14 protein-coding genes are annotated in these 14,377 nt (G+C 66.5%); 5 read left to right on the forward strand and 9 right to left on the reverse strand.

Annotated features, from left to right (window positions below):
- Positions 1 to 21: 21 nt before the first annotated feature.
- The gene (locus tag FA702_RS14225) at positions 22 to 930 is read right to left on the reverse strand and encodes an SDR family NAD(P)-dependent oxidoreductase (RefSeq protein ID WP_124810043.1); all 909 of its coding nucleotides are present in this window, start codon (positions 928 to 930) and stop codon (positions 22 to 24) included.
- Positions 931 to 1,224: 294 nt separating this feature from the next.
- On the opposite strand from FA702_RS14225, the gene FA702_RS14230 reads away from it, so the two are divergent.
- Complete coding sequence (locus FA702_RS14230; RefSeq protein ID WP_136956658.1) at positions 1,225 to 2,670, forward strand: porin; 1,446 nt, start codon at positions 1,225 to 1,227, stop codon at positions 2,668 to 2,670.
- 22 nt (positions 2,671 to 2,692) lie between these two features.
- Here the strand turns inward: FA702_RS14230 and FA702_RS14235 are convergent, their stop codons facing one another.
- Positions 2,693 to 3,793, reverse strand: coding sequence for a branched-chain amino acid aminotransferase (locus FA702_RS14235; RefSeq protein WP_136956659.1), 1,101 nt, complete (start codon positions 3,791 to 3,793; stop codon positions 2,693 to 2,695).
- Between the two features lie 435 nt (positions 3,794 to 4,228).
- The gene (locus tag FA702_RS14240; RefSeq protein WP_136956660.1) at positions 4,229 to 4,825 is read right to left on the reverse strand and encodes a hypothetical protein; all 597 of its coding nucleotides are present in this window, start codon (positions 4,823 to 4,825) and stop codon (positions 4,229 to 4,231) included.
- A gap of 91 nt (positions 4,826 to 4,916) precedes the next feature.
- Here FA702_RS14240 and FA702_RS14245 point away from each other — a divergent pair, with 91 nt between their 5' ends.
- The 3 genes from FA702_RS14245 (at position 4,917) to FA702_RS14255 (ending at position 6,631) form a co-directional block, all read left to right on the forward strand.
- A complete protein-coding gene (locus FA702_RS14245; RefSeq protein WP_210417650.1) occupies positions 4,917 to 5,642 on the forward strand; it encodes a TlyA family RNA methyltransferase in 726 nt (241 codons plus the stop codon).
- 112 nt (positions 5,643 to 5,754) lie between these two features.
- Positions 5,755 to 6,315, forward strand: a complete 561-nt coding sequence (locus FA702_RS14250; protein WP_136956662.1) for a TspO/MBR family protein — start codon at positions 5,755 to 5,757, stop codon at positions 6,313 to 6,315.
- 67 nt (positions 6,316 to 6,382) lie between these two features.
- Positions 6,383 to 6,631, forward strand: coding sequence for an accessory factor UbiK family protein (locus FA702_RS14255; RefSeq protein WP_136956663.1), 249 nt, complete (start codon positions 6,383 to 6,385; stop codon positions 6,629 to 6,631).
- 22 nt (positions 6,632 to 6,653) lie between these two features.
- Here the strand turns inward: FA702_RS14255 and FA702_RS14260 are convergent, their stop codons facing one another.
- Entirely contained in the window at positions 6,654 to 7,994 is a 1,341-nt protein-coding gene (locus tag FA702_RS14260) for a PAS domain S-box protein (protein ID WP_136956664.1), read from the reverse strand.
- Positions 7,995 to 8,100: 106 nt separating this feature from the next.
- Positions 8,101 to 9,309 carry a PLP-dependent aspartate aminotransferase family protein gene (locus FA702_RS14265; protein WP_136956665.1) on the reverse strand — a complete coding sequence of 403 codons (1,209 nt, stop codon included), beginning with the start codon at positions 9,307 to 9,309 and terminating at the stop codon, positions 8,101 to 8,103.
- Positions 9,310 to 9,405: 96 nt separating this feature from the next.
- Between FA702_RS14265 and FA702_RS14270 the strand changes: the two genes are divergently transcribed.
- Complete coding sequence (locus FA702_RS14270) at positions 9,406 to 10,737, forward strand: phospholipid carrier-dependent glycosyltransferase (RefSeq protein WP_136956666.1); 1,332 nt, start codon at positions 9,406 to 9,408, stop codon at positions 10,735 to 10,737.
- A gap of 21 nt (positions 10,738 to 10,758) precedes the next feature.
- On the opposite strand, the gene FA702_RS14275 is transcribed toward FA702_RS14270, so the two are convergent.
- From FA702_RS14275 to uvrB, 4 genes are all read right to left on the reverse strand, one after another.
- Entirely contained in the window at positions 10,759 to 11,367 is a 609-nt protein-coding gene (locus tag FA702_RS14275; RefSeq protein ID WP_136956667.1) for a hypothetical protein, read from the reverse strand.
- Between the two features lie 21 nt (positions 11,368 to 11,388).
- Positions 11,389 to 11,709, reverse strand: coding sequence for a HigA family addiction module antitoxin (locus tag FA702_RS14280; protein WP_136956668.1), 321 nt, complete (start codon positions 11,707 to 11,709; stop codon positions 11,389 to 11,391).
- Positions 11,684 to 11,965 carry a type II toxin-antitoxin system RelE/ParE family toxin gene (locus FA702_RS14285; RefSeq protein ID WP_136956669.1) on the reverse strand — a complete coding sequence of 94 codons (282 nt, stop codon included), beginning with the start codon at positions 11,963 to 11,965 and terminating at the stop codon, positions 11,684 to 11,686. The genes FA702_RS14280 and FA702_RS14285 overlap by 26 nt, the downstream gene beginning before the upstream one ends.
- Positions 11,966 to 12,115: 150 nt before the next feature.
- A complete protein-coding gene (uvrB, locus tag FA702_RS14290) occupies positions 12,116 to 14,305 on the reverse strand; it encodes an excinuclease ABC subunit UvrB (RefSeq protein ID WP_136956670.1) in 2,190 nt (729 codons plus the stop codon).
- Positions 14,306 to 14,377: the final 72 nt, after the last annotated feature.

Raw genomic sequence — 14,377 nt, forward strand, 5'->3', positions numbered from 1 at the left:
GCTGGCCCTTCTTCCTGCCGGTCAGCCTTTCATCGCGGCCTGCAGCTGGCCGATGATCACCTGGCTCTGTTCCGATCCCGATGCCGGCACGAAATCGCCGGTGCGGTCGGAAATGCGGTCCCACGCCGCGGCGAAGCCTTCCACGGTGCGTTCCGCCGGCGGCAGGACCACGCCCTTGTTCATCGTGACCCATGCCGAATGGTAAGCGCCCGCGCCCGCGCCGACGATGGCGTTGCTGGGGGCGTCTTCCGAGACGAGGAACAGCGCCGCCGGGACGACGTTCTCCGGGCCGAACAGCTTGAAGGCTTCCTCGGGCAGGATGTCCTCGGTCATCCGCGTTGCCGCCACGGGGGCAAGCGTGTTGACCTTCACGTTATATTTCGCGCCTTCGAGGTACAGCGTCTTGGTCAGCCCGGCGAGGCCGAGCTTGGCCGCGCCGTAGTTTGCCTGCCCGAAGTTGCCGAACAGTCCGGTGGACGAGGCCGTCATCAGGATGCGGCCGTAGTTCTGTTCGCGCATCAGATCCCAGCACGCCTTGGTGGCGAAGGCGGAGCCGATCAGGTGGACCTTCACCACCAATTCGAAATCGGCGGGCTCCATCTTGGTGAAGCTCTTGTCGCGCAGGATGCCGGCGTTGTTGATCAGGACGTGGACACCGCCCCACTTTTCCTTGGCGCGTGCGACCATCTCGGCCATCTGCTCGTATTCGGTCACCGACCCGCCGTTGGCGATGGCTTCGCCGCCGCCGGCAAGAATTTCCTCGACGACCTTCTGCGCCGCGTCCGAAGCCCCGGTGCCGTCGCGCGATCCACCCAGATCGTTGACCACGACCTTGGCGCCGCGCCGGCCCAGTTCGAGCGCGTAGGCGCGGCCCAGCCCGCCGCCGGCGCCGGTAACGATGGCAACCCGGTCCTTGAACGAAATCGACATGCCAGTTCTCTCCACCTGCGTTTCCGTCGCGCTACCTAATCGCGCGATTAAGCGATGACGCGCGATGCCATGGCCGGGGCCGGGGTGCAACACCGTGCTTTTTCCAGGCGCGCGGGCGTGATGGCAGTTTGGTCAACTGAACGTCAAAAAAGTGTAACACAAACGTCATAATGCGCCGGCCAAGGAAGGGGCACGGCATCTCGCATCGCCTGCTTCGGGGACAATCGCGGGGCTTGCCCCGCAGCCGGGATCGCGTGCGGCATCAGCATGGGGTTTCGGCGGAAGGGGCCACTGATGAAGGGACGCGGCGCGTCAGCGCTGATCGTAGCGGCCATGGTTGCGCTGCCTCCGGTAGCCGCGCGGGCGCAGAGCGTGCAGGAGCTGCAGCGCCAGATCGATGAACTGAAAGCCGCCGTGCAAACGCTGACCGCGGCGTTGGCCGCAACGAAGGCGGCACCCAGCGGCGCGACGACCGGTCAGGTGACGGCTTCCGCAGCGCCAGCGCCGGCGCCCGTGGCCCTTGCATCGGCGGCACCGGCACCTGCCACACCCTTGCCGGTCGCTTCGTCCGGCGCTCCCGCCCGCGCGAAGGCGTGGTACGAACGCATCCAGGTGCGCGGCTATACCCAGCTGCGCTACAACAGCATCATCTCCGGCGATGCCACCGCGCCGGGGAACCGTTCGCGCCTGCGCTCCGTTTCGGACAGTGGGCTGAACGATGCCGGCAATTTCTCGCTCCGGCGGGTGCGGCTTGTTTTCCAGGGCGATGTGACCGACCGAATCTCGTTCTATCTCCAGCACGATTTCGCCACTGCTGTTGCCAGCCAGTCCGTCGGCGAACGGCGCGAATCGTTCGGGCAGTTGCGCGATGCCTATGTCGATGTCGCACTGGACCGGGCCAAGCGCTTCAAGCTGCGCTTCGGGCAATCGAAAGTGCCCTATGGGTGGGAAAACCTGCAATCGTCGTCCAATCGGCTCCCGCTCGACCGTTCCGACGCCATCAACAGCGCGGTTCCGGGCGAGCGCGATCTGGGCGTGATCGCGTTCTACACGCCGGCGCGCGTGCAGCGGATCTGGGACGATCTGGGCAGGAAGGGCCAGAAGCTGTTCGGCAGCTATGGCGCTTTTTCGCTGGGCGCGTTCAACGGGCAGGGGATTGCCCGGTCCGAACAGAACAAGACGCTGATGCTCACCGCCATGGGCACATGGCCGTTCCGGCTCGATGGCCTGGGTGATGCGTTCGCAGGGCAGGTGCTCGAACTGGGCGCGTCGGTGATGCGCAACAAGGTGCAGCCCGATACCCGCACGGGCGGCGTCAGCCCGGTGGCGTTCGACGACAACCGCGTGGGTCTGCACGCCATCCTCTATCCCCAGCCGTTCGGGATTCAGGCCGAATGGAACTGGGGGCGCGGGCCGGAATTCGATGTCGCGGCGCAGGCCATTCGCGCGAAGAAGCTGGACGGCGGCTATGTGCAGACGATGTACCGGGTCGAGGAATCCCCGATCGGCCCGTTCATGCCCTATGCGCGCTGGCAGCGGTATCGCGGCGGCTACAAGGCGGCGATCAACGCGCCGCGCCTGGAAACCGACGAGGTGGAACTGGGCGTGGAATGGCAACCGATCAAGGCGATCGAGCTGACGCTGGCCTATGCCCGGATGAAGCGCAACGAAGCCGATGAACGCCGCCTCGGCCGGGCCGAGGGCAGCGTCATCCGCAGCCAGTTGCAGTGGAACTACTAAGCGCCGGAACCCATGGGATCGTTCAGGCGATCCGCTTGACCCAGCCGTGCGCATCCGGCGCGTCGCCGCGCTGGATCGCCACCAGCTTCTGGCGCAGCTTCTGCGTGAGCTGGCCCGGGCCGCCCGATCCGATCGTGAATGCGCCATCGTGGCTGGAAACGCGGCCGACCGGGGTAACCACCGCCGCCGTGCCGCAGGCGAAGGTTTCGACGAGCCTGCCCGAAGCCGCGTCGGCCTTCCACTGGTCCAGGCTGTAGCGTCCTTCGCGCACGGTGAGGCCTTCTTCCTGCGCCAGCCGGATCAGGCTTTCGCGGGTGATGCCGGGCAGGATCGTGCCGGTCAGCTCGGGCGTCAGGATCGAACCGTCATCGAACACGAAGAACAAGTTCATGCCGCCCAGTTCCTCCACCCACTTGCGCTCGACCGCATCGAGGAACAGTACCTGGTCATGGCCGCGTTCAAAGGCTTCGGCGGTGGGGACAAGGCTGGCAGCGTAGTTGCCGCCGCACTTGGCCGCGCCGGTGCCGCCCGGGGCGGCGCGCGTGTAGTCGCTCACCCAGATCGAGACCGTCGGCGCGCCCGACTTGAAGTAGTTGCCGGCTGGCGAGGCGATCACCAGGAACTTGTACTGCTTCGACGGGCGCACGCCGAGGAAGGCTTCCGACGCGAACATGAACGGGCGCAGGTACAGCGAGCCGCCTTCCACGGTCGGGAACCAGTCCCGGTCGGCCAGTACCAGTTCCTTCACCGCCTGCACGAACAGGGTTTCCGGCAGCTCGGGCATGGCCAGCCGGCGGGCCGATGCGTTGAAGCGCGCCGCGTTGGCTTCGGGGCGGAACAGGGCGATGCCGCCGTCGGCCAGGCGATAGGCTTTCAGCCCTTCGAAGATTTCCTGGGCATAGTGCAGGACGGCAGCTGCGGGATCGAGCGGGATCGGGCCGTAGGGAACGACCGAGGCGTTGTGCCAGCCGTGTTGCTCGTCCCAGTCGATCGATACCATGTGATCGGAAAAGGCCTTGCCGAAGCCGGGGTCGGCCAGCACGGCCGCGCGCGCATCCGCCGCCAACGGCGCGGGATGGGGCAGGCGGGTGAAGGTCATTTCGGATTCGGCGAGCGTCGCCATGGCAGTCAGTCCTTCCGCAGGATTCGGCAAGGAAAGCGCCGTGAACTATTATTACGCGAAAGGCAAGCGGTTTGTAATAAATGTGAAGGGCCGCCCCGGTAACCCGGAAGCAGCCCTTCGCATGGTCAGCGGCCGGAAGTGCCGCCCACGAAGCCTTTATCGCTTAATCGAAACTCAGCGATAATGCCTCGCGCGGGACTGTACCGACCTCTCTGCTGAACCATGAGACATCGGATCACCTCCTTTCGCGCTGTTGAGCCAAAGATCGCCGCCTTGCGAGCGGCTGGACCGGGAGCGTCTGAGGCCCTCCGGCCTTGATCGGAATGTGAGTCATTCGGGCGCGAACAACAAGACTTGCATTCAACTTTTTTGGCGTCAGTATCGAGACTTCGCGTGTGCAAAATGGCGCGTCGGAAAGCCCGGACGCGACGCCCGCTAGCCCCGGCAATCCTCGATCACGCGGCCCACTTCCGACCATGCCGGCAGGTAGAGCGTGGGAAGGCCGTTCACCTCCACCGCGAAGCGGCCCCGGCTGAACGCCATGGCATCCAGCAGACGGTCTCCCGCAGGCAGAACGACCTCGAGTGTCTGCGCGCGCGAAGGGGCTGCGCTGAGAGGGCGCGTCTGCGTGCTGGTGGTTACCGACATCGGCAGCGGCCCCGGCGCCGCGCCGGCCCGCGCGATCGTCACCGTGCGGGCCGTACGGTCGCAGCGCAGGCTGAGCAGTGCCGTGGCGCTCGGCGGGTTGGAAAACTGCGCGACGCCGCCGTTTGGCGTTGCGTGATAGAACCACGATCCCACCGTCTGCGGGGCATCCCGCCAATCACGAAAGGCGGGCGGTGGCGGTGTTGTCTGCGTAGCTGGGGGTGCCGGCGCCACCCGCGGGGTGGGCTGCGGCGCCGGGGGCGGCGGCGGTGCGGCGACGCAGCCGGCAAGCGCCAGCGTGGCCGCCAGCGCGGCCAGGGCGGAATTGGCCGGGGCGGAAATCGCGACGCCGGGGCGACGTTGTTGCGCGGTACGGTTGATCTTCATGCCCGTTGTATGAAAGGAACGGGAGGTGACCTCAACCCCGCCTCCTTCCGCTTCGGTGAAGCCCGCCCGACCCGTCAAGCCGGCCGCGAAGGTGCGCGTGGACCAGTTGCTGGTCGAACGCGGGCTGGTCGAAAGCCGCGCGCGGGCGCAGGCGCTGATCCTGGCGGGGCTGGTCTATGCCGGCGAGGCGAAGATCGCCAAGGCCGGGCAAACGGTGCCCGCGGACATCGCGCTGGACGTGCGCGGGCGCGATCACCCGTGGGTTTCGCGCGGCGGAATCAAGCTCGCCCACGCGATCGCGCATTTCGCGCTGGACCCGCGCGGCGTGACCGCGATGGACATCGGCAGTTCCACCGGCGGTTTCACCGATGTCCTGCTCCAGAATGGGGCCGATCACGTTTTCGCCGTCGATTCGGGCACCAACCAGCTGGCGTGGAAGCTGCGGCAGGACCCGCGCGTCACCGTGCTGGAACAGACCAGCGCCCGCGTGCTCACGCCGGCGCATATCGACCGGCCCGCGAGCTGGGTGGTGTGCGATGCCAGCTTCATCGCGCTGCGCAAGGTGCTGGAGGTGCCCTTGGCGCTGGCGGCGCGGCCGACGCGGCTGGTCGCCCTGATCAAGCCGCAGTTCGAGGTCGGCCGGGCGGAAGTGGGCAAGGGCGGCGTGGTGCGCGATCCGGCGCTGCACGCCCGCGTCTGTGCCGAGGTCCGGGCCTGGCTTGAGGGCGAGGGCTGGGAGGTGGATGGGATCGTGGAAAGCCCGATCACCGGGCCGGAAGGCAATGTGGAATTCCTGATCGCGGCTTTTCGCGCCTGAACCGCGCATTGTGCGCGTTTGTGACATTGCGCGCCCGGCATCGGCCCGCCAATATCCCGGGCGAATCACGAAGGGCGCCGGCTTCTCCGGACTCTGCCCGCAGTAAGGTGCCATGAGATACCTCGCTTCGCCCGCACAGCTTCGGGCCAGCTTGTTGCGCTGGTCGCTTTTCACGGTTCCGCTCGTCCTCGCGCTGGGCTTCCTTTCGGGAAGAAGCGCGGGCAGCGGGCCTGACAACCCCTGGTTTGCGTCCCTGGTCAAGCCCGGCCTCTATCCGCCGCCTGCCACGTTCGGGATCGTGTGGACGGTGCTCTACGCGCTGATGGGCGTTGCGCTCGCCATGGTGCTTTCGGCGCGGGGCGCGCGGGGACGAGGGCTGGCAGTGGCAGCGTTCGTCGTGCAGCTCGCGCTCAACCTGGCGTGGAGTCCCGTGTTCTTCGGCCTGCACCGGATAGCGTTCGCTCTTGGCATCATCGGCGCCCTGGCGCTGGCGCTGGCGGTCACGATCGCGCTGTTCTGGCGCGTGCGCCCGCTGGCGGCGGGGCTGTTGCTGCCCTATCTCGCATGGGTCTGCTTTGCGTCGCTGCTCAACTGGCAGTTGCTGGCGCTCAATCCGGGCGCGGACGGCGCTTCTTCCGCGGGGGCGACGGTGCGGGTGCAACTCGCTCACTGATCGCGCCCTTGCGGCCGGCATCAATCAGTCCCATCTAGGCGGCCTCACAGTTTCAGGACAGATTGCCATGCAGAGCGAAAACCCGCTGATCGCCGATTTCGTCAAGCTGATGAACAGCGCCGCCGGAACGCTTGCCGGCGTGGGCCGCGAAGCCGGCGAAACCGCGCGCGAAAAGGTGCGGGAGGTCTTCGGCGGCCTCGATTTCGTCAGCCGCGAGGAATTCGACGCGGTGAAGGACATGGCCGCGGCCGCGCGCGAGGAAGTGGAAGCGCTCAAGGCGCGCCTCGCCGCGCTGGAAGGTGCCAAAGCCGACTGATCGACAGGACGATACGTCGCGGTCAGGACGAAGCAAGATGGTGGGCGATGTCCGCATCGCAGTCCAGCCGCCACAGCAGCCCTTCCTGCGCATAATCCAGCGTCACGTTCGCCGACAGGCTGCGCGCGGGAATATGGCGGATCAGCGTGGTGCCGAACCCGCTTTCGCGCGGCGGGGCCACGGCGGGGCCGCCGCGTTCCCGCCATTCTACCACAAAGCGCCCGTCCGCTTCCCACCAGGCAAGATGGACACTGCCCCCGATCAGGGAAAGCGCGCCGTATTTCAGGGCGTTGGTGGCCAGCTCGTGCAGCGCCATGCCGATCACTTCGGCCGCGCGGGGGGAAAGGGCGATGTCCGGGCCATCGACGGAAACGTGGCTGCGGCTCTCGCCATCGAGAATGGCGAGCTGGGCATCGGCCAGTTCGCCCATCGGGATCGTCGCCCAGCCACGGCGGACCAGCAGGTCCTGATTGGCGGACATGCTGGCGAGGCGCTGTTCGAAGCGCTGGAGGAATACCGGATCGACGTTGCCCGATCGCCGGGCGAGCGCCTGCACCACGGCCAGCATGTTCTTGGAGCGGTGGTTCACTTCCATCAGCAGGACGCGGATTTGCTCTTCCTTGTCCAGCAGCTCGGTCACGTCGGTGTTGGTCCCGAACCAAGCCAGGATCACGCCGCGCTCATCGCGGATCGGCTTCGCGCGCGAAAGGAACCAGCGATAGCTGCCGTCGCGCCCGCGCAGGGGAAACGTATCTTCCCATTCGCGGCCGGCGGTGATGTATCGCGCGAACTTTTCGCGGACCCGTTCGAGATGGTCGGGGTGCTGGACAGCCGCCCAACCCCAGCCCTGCATTTCCTCGAACCGGGTGCCCGTGTATTCGTACCACCGGCGGTTGTACCAGTTCAGCCCGCCGTCCGGTTCCGCGATCCACGCCAGTTGCGAGATGTTGTCGGCCAGCATACGGAAGCGGAGCTCGCTTTCCTTGAGCGCTTCGGCAGCGGCGAACTGGTCGGTCACGTCGCGCGCGATCTTGCTCGCGCCGATGATGTGGCCATCGGCGTCGAGCACGGGGGAGATTGTCAACGAAACGCGGATGGGCGTGCCATCCTTGCGCAGCCGGATCGTTTCGAAATGCCGCACGCGCTCCCCGCGCTGCAGGCGGCCGATTATGTCGTCTTCCTCGCCCTGGCGATCCGCTGGAATCAGCAGGCGGATGGACTGGCCGATCATTTCCGCTTCTTCGTACCCGAAGATGCGGGTCGCGGCCGGATTCCAGCTGATGACCGTGCCGTCGAGCCGCTTGCTGATGATGGCGTCATCCGATGACTGGATGATCGCGGAAAGATGCTCTTCCGCCAGCAATCGACTGCTCCCCGCTGCCCGTTCGGGACCAAACTAGCCGGGGTTTGGCCCGACTGTCCACGAACGGATGCGGCGGGGATGGGTTCCCGGCTTCAGAGGATGGCCCTCAAAGACCGGCTTTCGTCAGCGCCTGGTCGAGATCCTCGATCAGGTCGTCCGGGTCTTCCAGGCCGACGTTGAGGCGGAGCATCCCCTCAGTCACGCCCATGTCCTCGCGCGCTTCGGGGGGGACCGAATAGTGCGTGGTCGAGGCGGGGTGGCACATCAGCGAACGCGAATCGCCGATGTTGTTGGAGATGTCGATCAGTTGCAGCGCATCCAGCAGCGCGTGCGCCTGTTCGCGCCCGCCATCGAGCACGATCGAGAAGATCGAGCCGCAGGCCGACATCTGCTTCATCGCCAGATCGTGCTGGGGATGGCTGGCAAGGCCGGGGTGCAGGATCGTGGGCACGCGGCTTTCCACGAACCGGCCGACCTTCAGCGCGTTCTCGCTTTGCCGGTTGATCCGCAGGTCCAGCGTTTCCAGACCTTTCAGCACGACCCAGGCATTGAACGGCGCCAGGTTCGGCCCGGTGTTGCGCTGGAACGGCAGTAGCTTGTTGGTGATGAAATCGTCCGAACCGCACACGGCCCCGGCCAGTACGCGGCCCTGTCCGTCCATCATCTTGGTGGCGGAATAGGCGACCACGTCCGCGCCGAATTCCAGCGGGCGCTGCAGCGCGCTGGTGGTGAAGGCGTTGTCGACCACGGTGGTGATGCCGTGCGCGCGGGCGAGGCCGCAGACATATTCCATGTCGACGATGTCCATCGTCGGATTGGCCGGCGTTTCGAAGAAGAACACCTTGGTGTTGGGGCGGATCGCAGCCTCCCACGCCGCGTTGTCGCGGGAATCGATCACTGTGCCTTCCACGCCGAAGCGCGGCAGCAGGCTGTCCACCAGCCAGCGGCACGATCCGAACGCGGCCTTGGCGGCGACGATGTGATCGCCGGCGGAAAGCTGGCAGAGCAGCGCGGCAGTCATCGCCGCCATGCCGCTGGCCTGCGCGCGGCAGGCTTCGGCGCCTTCCAGCATGGCGATGCGTTCTTCCAGCATCGCCACCGTAGGGTTCTGGAGGCGTGAATAGGTCATGCCGGGCTGTTCGCCGGCAAAGCGCGCGGCGACCGTGGCGGCATCGTCGTAACTGTAGCCCGACGTGAGGAACAGCGCTTCCGACGTCTCGCCCATTTCCGAACGCCACGTGCCGGCGCGCACGGCGCGGGTTGCGGGGCGCCACTTGGCGGTGATCGAGCGGTCCTGGCCAGTCGTCCGTTTCATAGCGCAGGGCCTTACGCCGCGCGCGTTGGCGGTGCAAGGCGTGCCCCGTCACCTCCCATTGCGCGGTTTCGCGCAACGGCCTATCTGGCGATGGGCATGGCCTCGCTTCTCCACAACGCCCCCGCTTTCGACCGTGCCCACCGTTCCGGCCGGGATCGCGATCCGCTCGGCTGGTGCGTCCTGCTGGCCTTCGTGTTCTGGGTGGTGGTGCTGCACCGGCTCGGCATCCCGTCGAAGCCGATGTTCGATGAAATCCACTACCTGCCCGCCGCGCGGCGGCTGATCGAACTGTCCAGCCGGCTCAATCCCGAACATCCGCTGGTCGGCAAGGAACTGATCGCGCTGTCGATGAAGCTGGTGGGCGATACGCCGTTCGGCTGGCGCCTGCCCTCGGCGATCGTGGGCACGCTGGGCCTGTTCGCGGCCATGCGCGCGATGTGGTGGGCCACGCTATCGCGCCGGGCGACGCTGGTATTCGGCGTGTTGATGGCCACCAACTTCATCTGGTTCGTGATCGCCCGCATCGCCATGCTGGACATGGCGATGGGCGGAGCGATGGCGCTGGCGTTCTGGCAATGGGCGCTGGCCTGGCGCAGGGGCGGCGAGGGCCGGCCCGGACGCGCGCGGCTGCATCTGGCGCTGACGGGCGTGTTCCTGGGCCTTTCGCTCGGCGCCAAGTGGAACGGCGCGCCGCTGCTCGCCGCGCCCGGCCTGCTGTTCGCGTGGGACCGCTGGCACGCGCTGGCCGGCCGGCGCGGACGCTTCCTGATCGCGCGCGATGCCGCGCCGGTGCAGGGCGTCTCGCTGCTCGAAGCCGGGCTGTGGCTGGGGTTGCTGCCGATCCTGACCTACCTCGCCACGTTCGCGCCGGCCTTCTTCTACAAGGTCCAGCCGATGACGCTGCACGGGCTGCTGCCCTGGCAGAAATACATGCTGCAACTGCAGGACAGCGTGGTGAAGCCGCACACCTACATGAGCCGGTGGTGGCAATGGATGTTCAACCTGCGCCCGATCTGGTTCCTCTATGAAAAGGTCGATGGCGCGCAGCGCGGCGTGCTGATGCTGGGCAATCCGTTCACGATGCTGGCCGGGTTGCCCGCGCTGCTGTTCTGCCTGTGGGACGGGGTGCGGGGCAACCGCCTGCGCGCCGGTCTGTTCGCGCTCTATTTCCTCAGCCTGGTGTTCTGGGCGGTGAACGGCAAGCCGGTGCAGTTCTACTACCACTACATGCTGGCCAGCCTGTTCCTCACCGCCGCGTTGGCGGTGGTGCTGGCGGACTGGTGGGATCTGGGCGTGCGCTGGCCAGGGCGGATCGCGCTGCTGCTGGCGGTGGGCCTGTTCATCGGGTTCTACCCGATCCTGTCGGCGGGCCGGTTGCCCGCGAAGAACGCCTATACCGCCTATACCTGGCTGCACAGCTGGCGCTGAGGAGGCGGACTTTCGCGCGCGTCAGGTCGCCGCGTGTTCGGCCAGCTTCGGCGCGGGGGGAGCCGATGGCAGGGGCAGGGGCGATGCGTCCTCGTCGGCGGTCCGGCCCCGGCAGCGCCGCACCACTTCGCGCGCGACATCGCTGCCCGCCACGGTGATCTTGCCCGCGCCCGGGAGGGTGCCGTCGAAGCCGTTGCCGGTGAACACGGCGGCGCGCGGGTCGTCGGCCGCGATCGTGCCCTGCCAGATGTAGCCGCGCTCGCCCGGCAGGTTGGTGGCATCGACCGGCAGGCGCAGGACCTGCCCCCCGCCGATCACCGCGAACAGCGCCTGCGCGCCGATCTCGGCGGGCACCGGCCGGGTGACGATCAGTTGTCCCTCGCGGCAGGCCAGCATCAGCAGCGGCGTCTGCCCCGGAAAGCCATAGCGCGCCGCCGCCCCGTTGGCATGGGCGCTCCACCCCGCCTTGGCGTCGGGCGCGGGCGGCCCCGGCATCGGCTCATTGGCGGGAATGGAAAAACGCACCGCCCCCAGCGGCCCGCCACTGTCGGCAGACTGTGGCGCCGGTTTGGAACAGGCGGAAAGCAAGAGGGCGAGCGCAGCGCCGAACAGCAGCGGACGGGTGAGCATGGTTGCGCTGGGGCTAGACGTTCAGGCGGCGCGGCGCGCGATGCGGGCGAGTTCATCGCCATGGGCGCGGCGTTCCTCCTCAAGATCGAAATCGATCTGTAAACCGAGAAAGAAACCTTCGCTGATGCCGAAATAGCGCGCCAGCCGGAGGTCCGTGTTCGCATCAACCGGAGCAGAACAGGCGAGCAAAGCTTCCAGCCTTTCGCGGGCGATTCCCGCGCCCGTGGCAACTTCTTCCAGCGGAACGTCGCTACCGATCAGGAAGTCCTCACGCAGGATCGCGCCCGGATGGACATTGTCCAGCAGGCCGTCGTCCTCAGTGGTAGTCCTCGATCCGGACATCGTCCGCGCCTCCGTCAGACCAGCGAAACGTGATGCGCCACTGGTCGTTGATACGCAGACTATATCGTGAAGGTGTAAAGCCTTTCAACTGCTCGAAACGGTTGCCCGGTGGAATGCGCAGGTCGTGGAGCCTAGCGACGCGGTTGAGCAGGCGCAGTTTCCGGCGGGCAACCTGCTGGATGTCGGACGGCAGCTTACGGCTGCGCTGGCCCAGCCAGATGCGTTCGGTTTCGGGATCGGCAAAGGTGCGGATCATAAAGGACCTGTGAATAAGGATAACGACGAACACGATCCACGTGGCTCGACGTCTCACTCACATTTTGGGAGGCGGACCCGGTACGCGCCTTTTTGGTGTGGCCCCTTTGACGTAAACTCTATTTAGCGTGCCGGCCCATTTGGTGCAAGCTTAACGCCCCCACTTCGTCTTCTGGCTCTTCCCAAACCGCGTCTTCCGCGTCCCCGGCTTGCCCTCGTTGCTCCGCCCCACGATCGGTGCTTTCCGATCGTCCTCCGGCAGGCCGAGTTCGGTCGCTTCGAGCTTCCTGATCTCGTCGCGCAGGCGGCCGGCTTCCTCGAATTCCAGGTCGGCGGCGGCGGCGCGCATCTTCTTTTCGAGTTCCTCGATATAGGCGCGCAGGTTGTGGCCCACGAGGTTGTTGGCGCCTTCGGCGTCCACTTCCACCAGCACGCCGTCGCGGCTGGCGGTGTCAGCGACGATGTCGTGGATGTTGCGCTTGATCGTCTGCGGGGTGATGCCGTGGAGTTCGTTGTATTCCTGCTGCTTTGCCCGGCGGCGATCGGTTTCCGCGATGGCGCGCTCCATGCTGCCGGTCATGCGGTCGGCATAGAGGATCACGCGCCCGTCCACGTTGCGCGCGGCGCGGCCGATGGTCTGGATCAGCGAGGTTTCGCTGCGCAGGAAGCCTTCCTTGTCGGCATCGAGGATGCACACGAGGCCGCATTCGGGAATGTCCAGCCCCTCGCGCAGCAGGTTGATGCCCACCAGCACGTCATAGACGCCCAGGCGCAGGTCGCGGATCAGTTCGATGCGTTCCAGAGTCTCCACGTCCGAATGCATGTAGCGGACTTTCAGCCCCGCCTCGTGCATGAACTCGGTCAGGTCCTCGGCCATGCGCTTGGTCAGCGTGGTGACGAGCGTGCGATAGCCATTGGCGGCGGTTTCGCGGCATTCGTTGATGCAGTCCTGCACCTGGTCCTCGACCGGGCGGATCAGCACCGGCGGATCGATCAGACCGGTGGGGCGGATCACCTGTTCGGCGAAGACGCCGCCCGCCTGCTCCATCTCCCACGATCCGGGCGTGGCGGACACGGCGATGGTCTGCGGTCGCATCGCGTCCCATTCGTTGAAGCGCAGCGGGCGGTTGTCGATGCAACTGGGCAGGCGGAAGCCGTATTCGGCCAGCGTCAGCTTGCGGCGGTGGTCGCCGCGCGCCATCGCGCCCACCTGCGGCACCGTCTGGTGGCTTTCGTCGATGAACAGCAGGCAGTTATCCGGCAGGTATTCGAACAGCGTCGGCGGCGGTTCGCCGGGCAGGCGGCCGGTCAGGAAGCGGCTGTAGTTCTCGATGCCCGCGCACGATCCCGTCGCCGCGATCATCTCCAGGTCGAAGTTGGTGCGCTGTTCCAGCCGCTGCGCTTCCAGCAGCCGCCCTTCCGCCGTCAGTTCCTTCAGCCGTTCGGACAGTTCGAAGCGGATCGCCTCGGCCGCCTGCTTCATCGTCGGCCCCGGCGTCACGTAGTGCGAATTGGCATAGACGCGCACGTTGCCCAGCTTGGTCCCGGCCTTGCCGGTCAGCGGATCGAACTCGACGATGGCCTCGATCTCGTCGCCGAAGAAGCTGATCCGCCAGGCGGTGTCATCATAGTGCGACGGGAAGATTTCCAGGTTGTCGCCGCGCACGCGGAATGTGCCGCGCTGGAACGCGGCATCGTTGCGCTTGTATTGCAGCGCCACCAGCTTGCGGATGATCTCGCCCTGATCGACGCTGGTGCCCACCTTGAGATCGAAGATCATCGCCGAATAGGTTTCGACCGAGCCGATGCCGTAGATGCACGAAACCGAAGCGACGATGATCACGTCGTCACGCTCCAGCAGCGCGCGCGTGGCCGAATGGCGCATCCGGTCGATCGCCTCGTTGGTCGAGCTTTCCTTCTCGATGTACGTGTCCGATCGGGGCACGTAGGCTTCGGGCTGGTAATAGTCGTAGTACGAGACGAAGTATTCCACCGCGTTCTCGGGGAAAAAGCTCTTCATCTCGCCGTAGAGCTGCGCGGCGAGAATCTTGTTGGGGGCGAGGATCAGCGCCGGGCGCTGCAGTTCCTCGATCACCTTGGCCATGGTGAAGGTCTTGCCCGAACCGGTCACGCCCAGCAGGACCTGCGTCTTCTCGCCCTCGAGCGCGGTGGCGACAAGGTCGGCGATGGCGCCGGGCTGGTCGCCCGCGGGGCTGTATTCGGACACGATCCGGAACGGCTTGCCGCCTTCGACCTTGTCCGGCCGCTGCGGCTTGTGCGGCACGAAGGTGCCGGATGTGTCGGGCTCTTCCAGCCCCCTGCGGATCACGAGTTCAGCCATGCGCACAGATATGGCTGTTCATGCTGCGTTCCGCAACCGGCCGGGCGGCCGCGCGTGGCTTTTGGCCACGAT

Source organism: Novosphingobium sp. EMRT-2, from assembly GCF_005145025.1.
In the GTDB taxonomy this organism is placed as follows: domain Bacteria; phylum Pseudomonadota; class Alphaproteobacteria; order Sphingomonadales; family Sphingomonadaceae; genus Novosphingobium.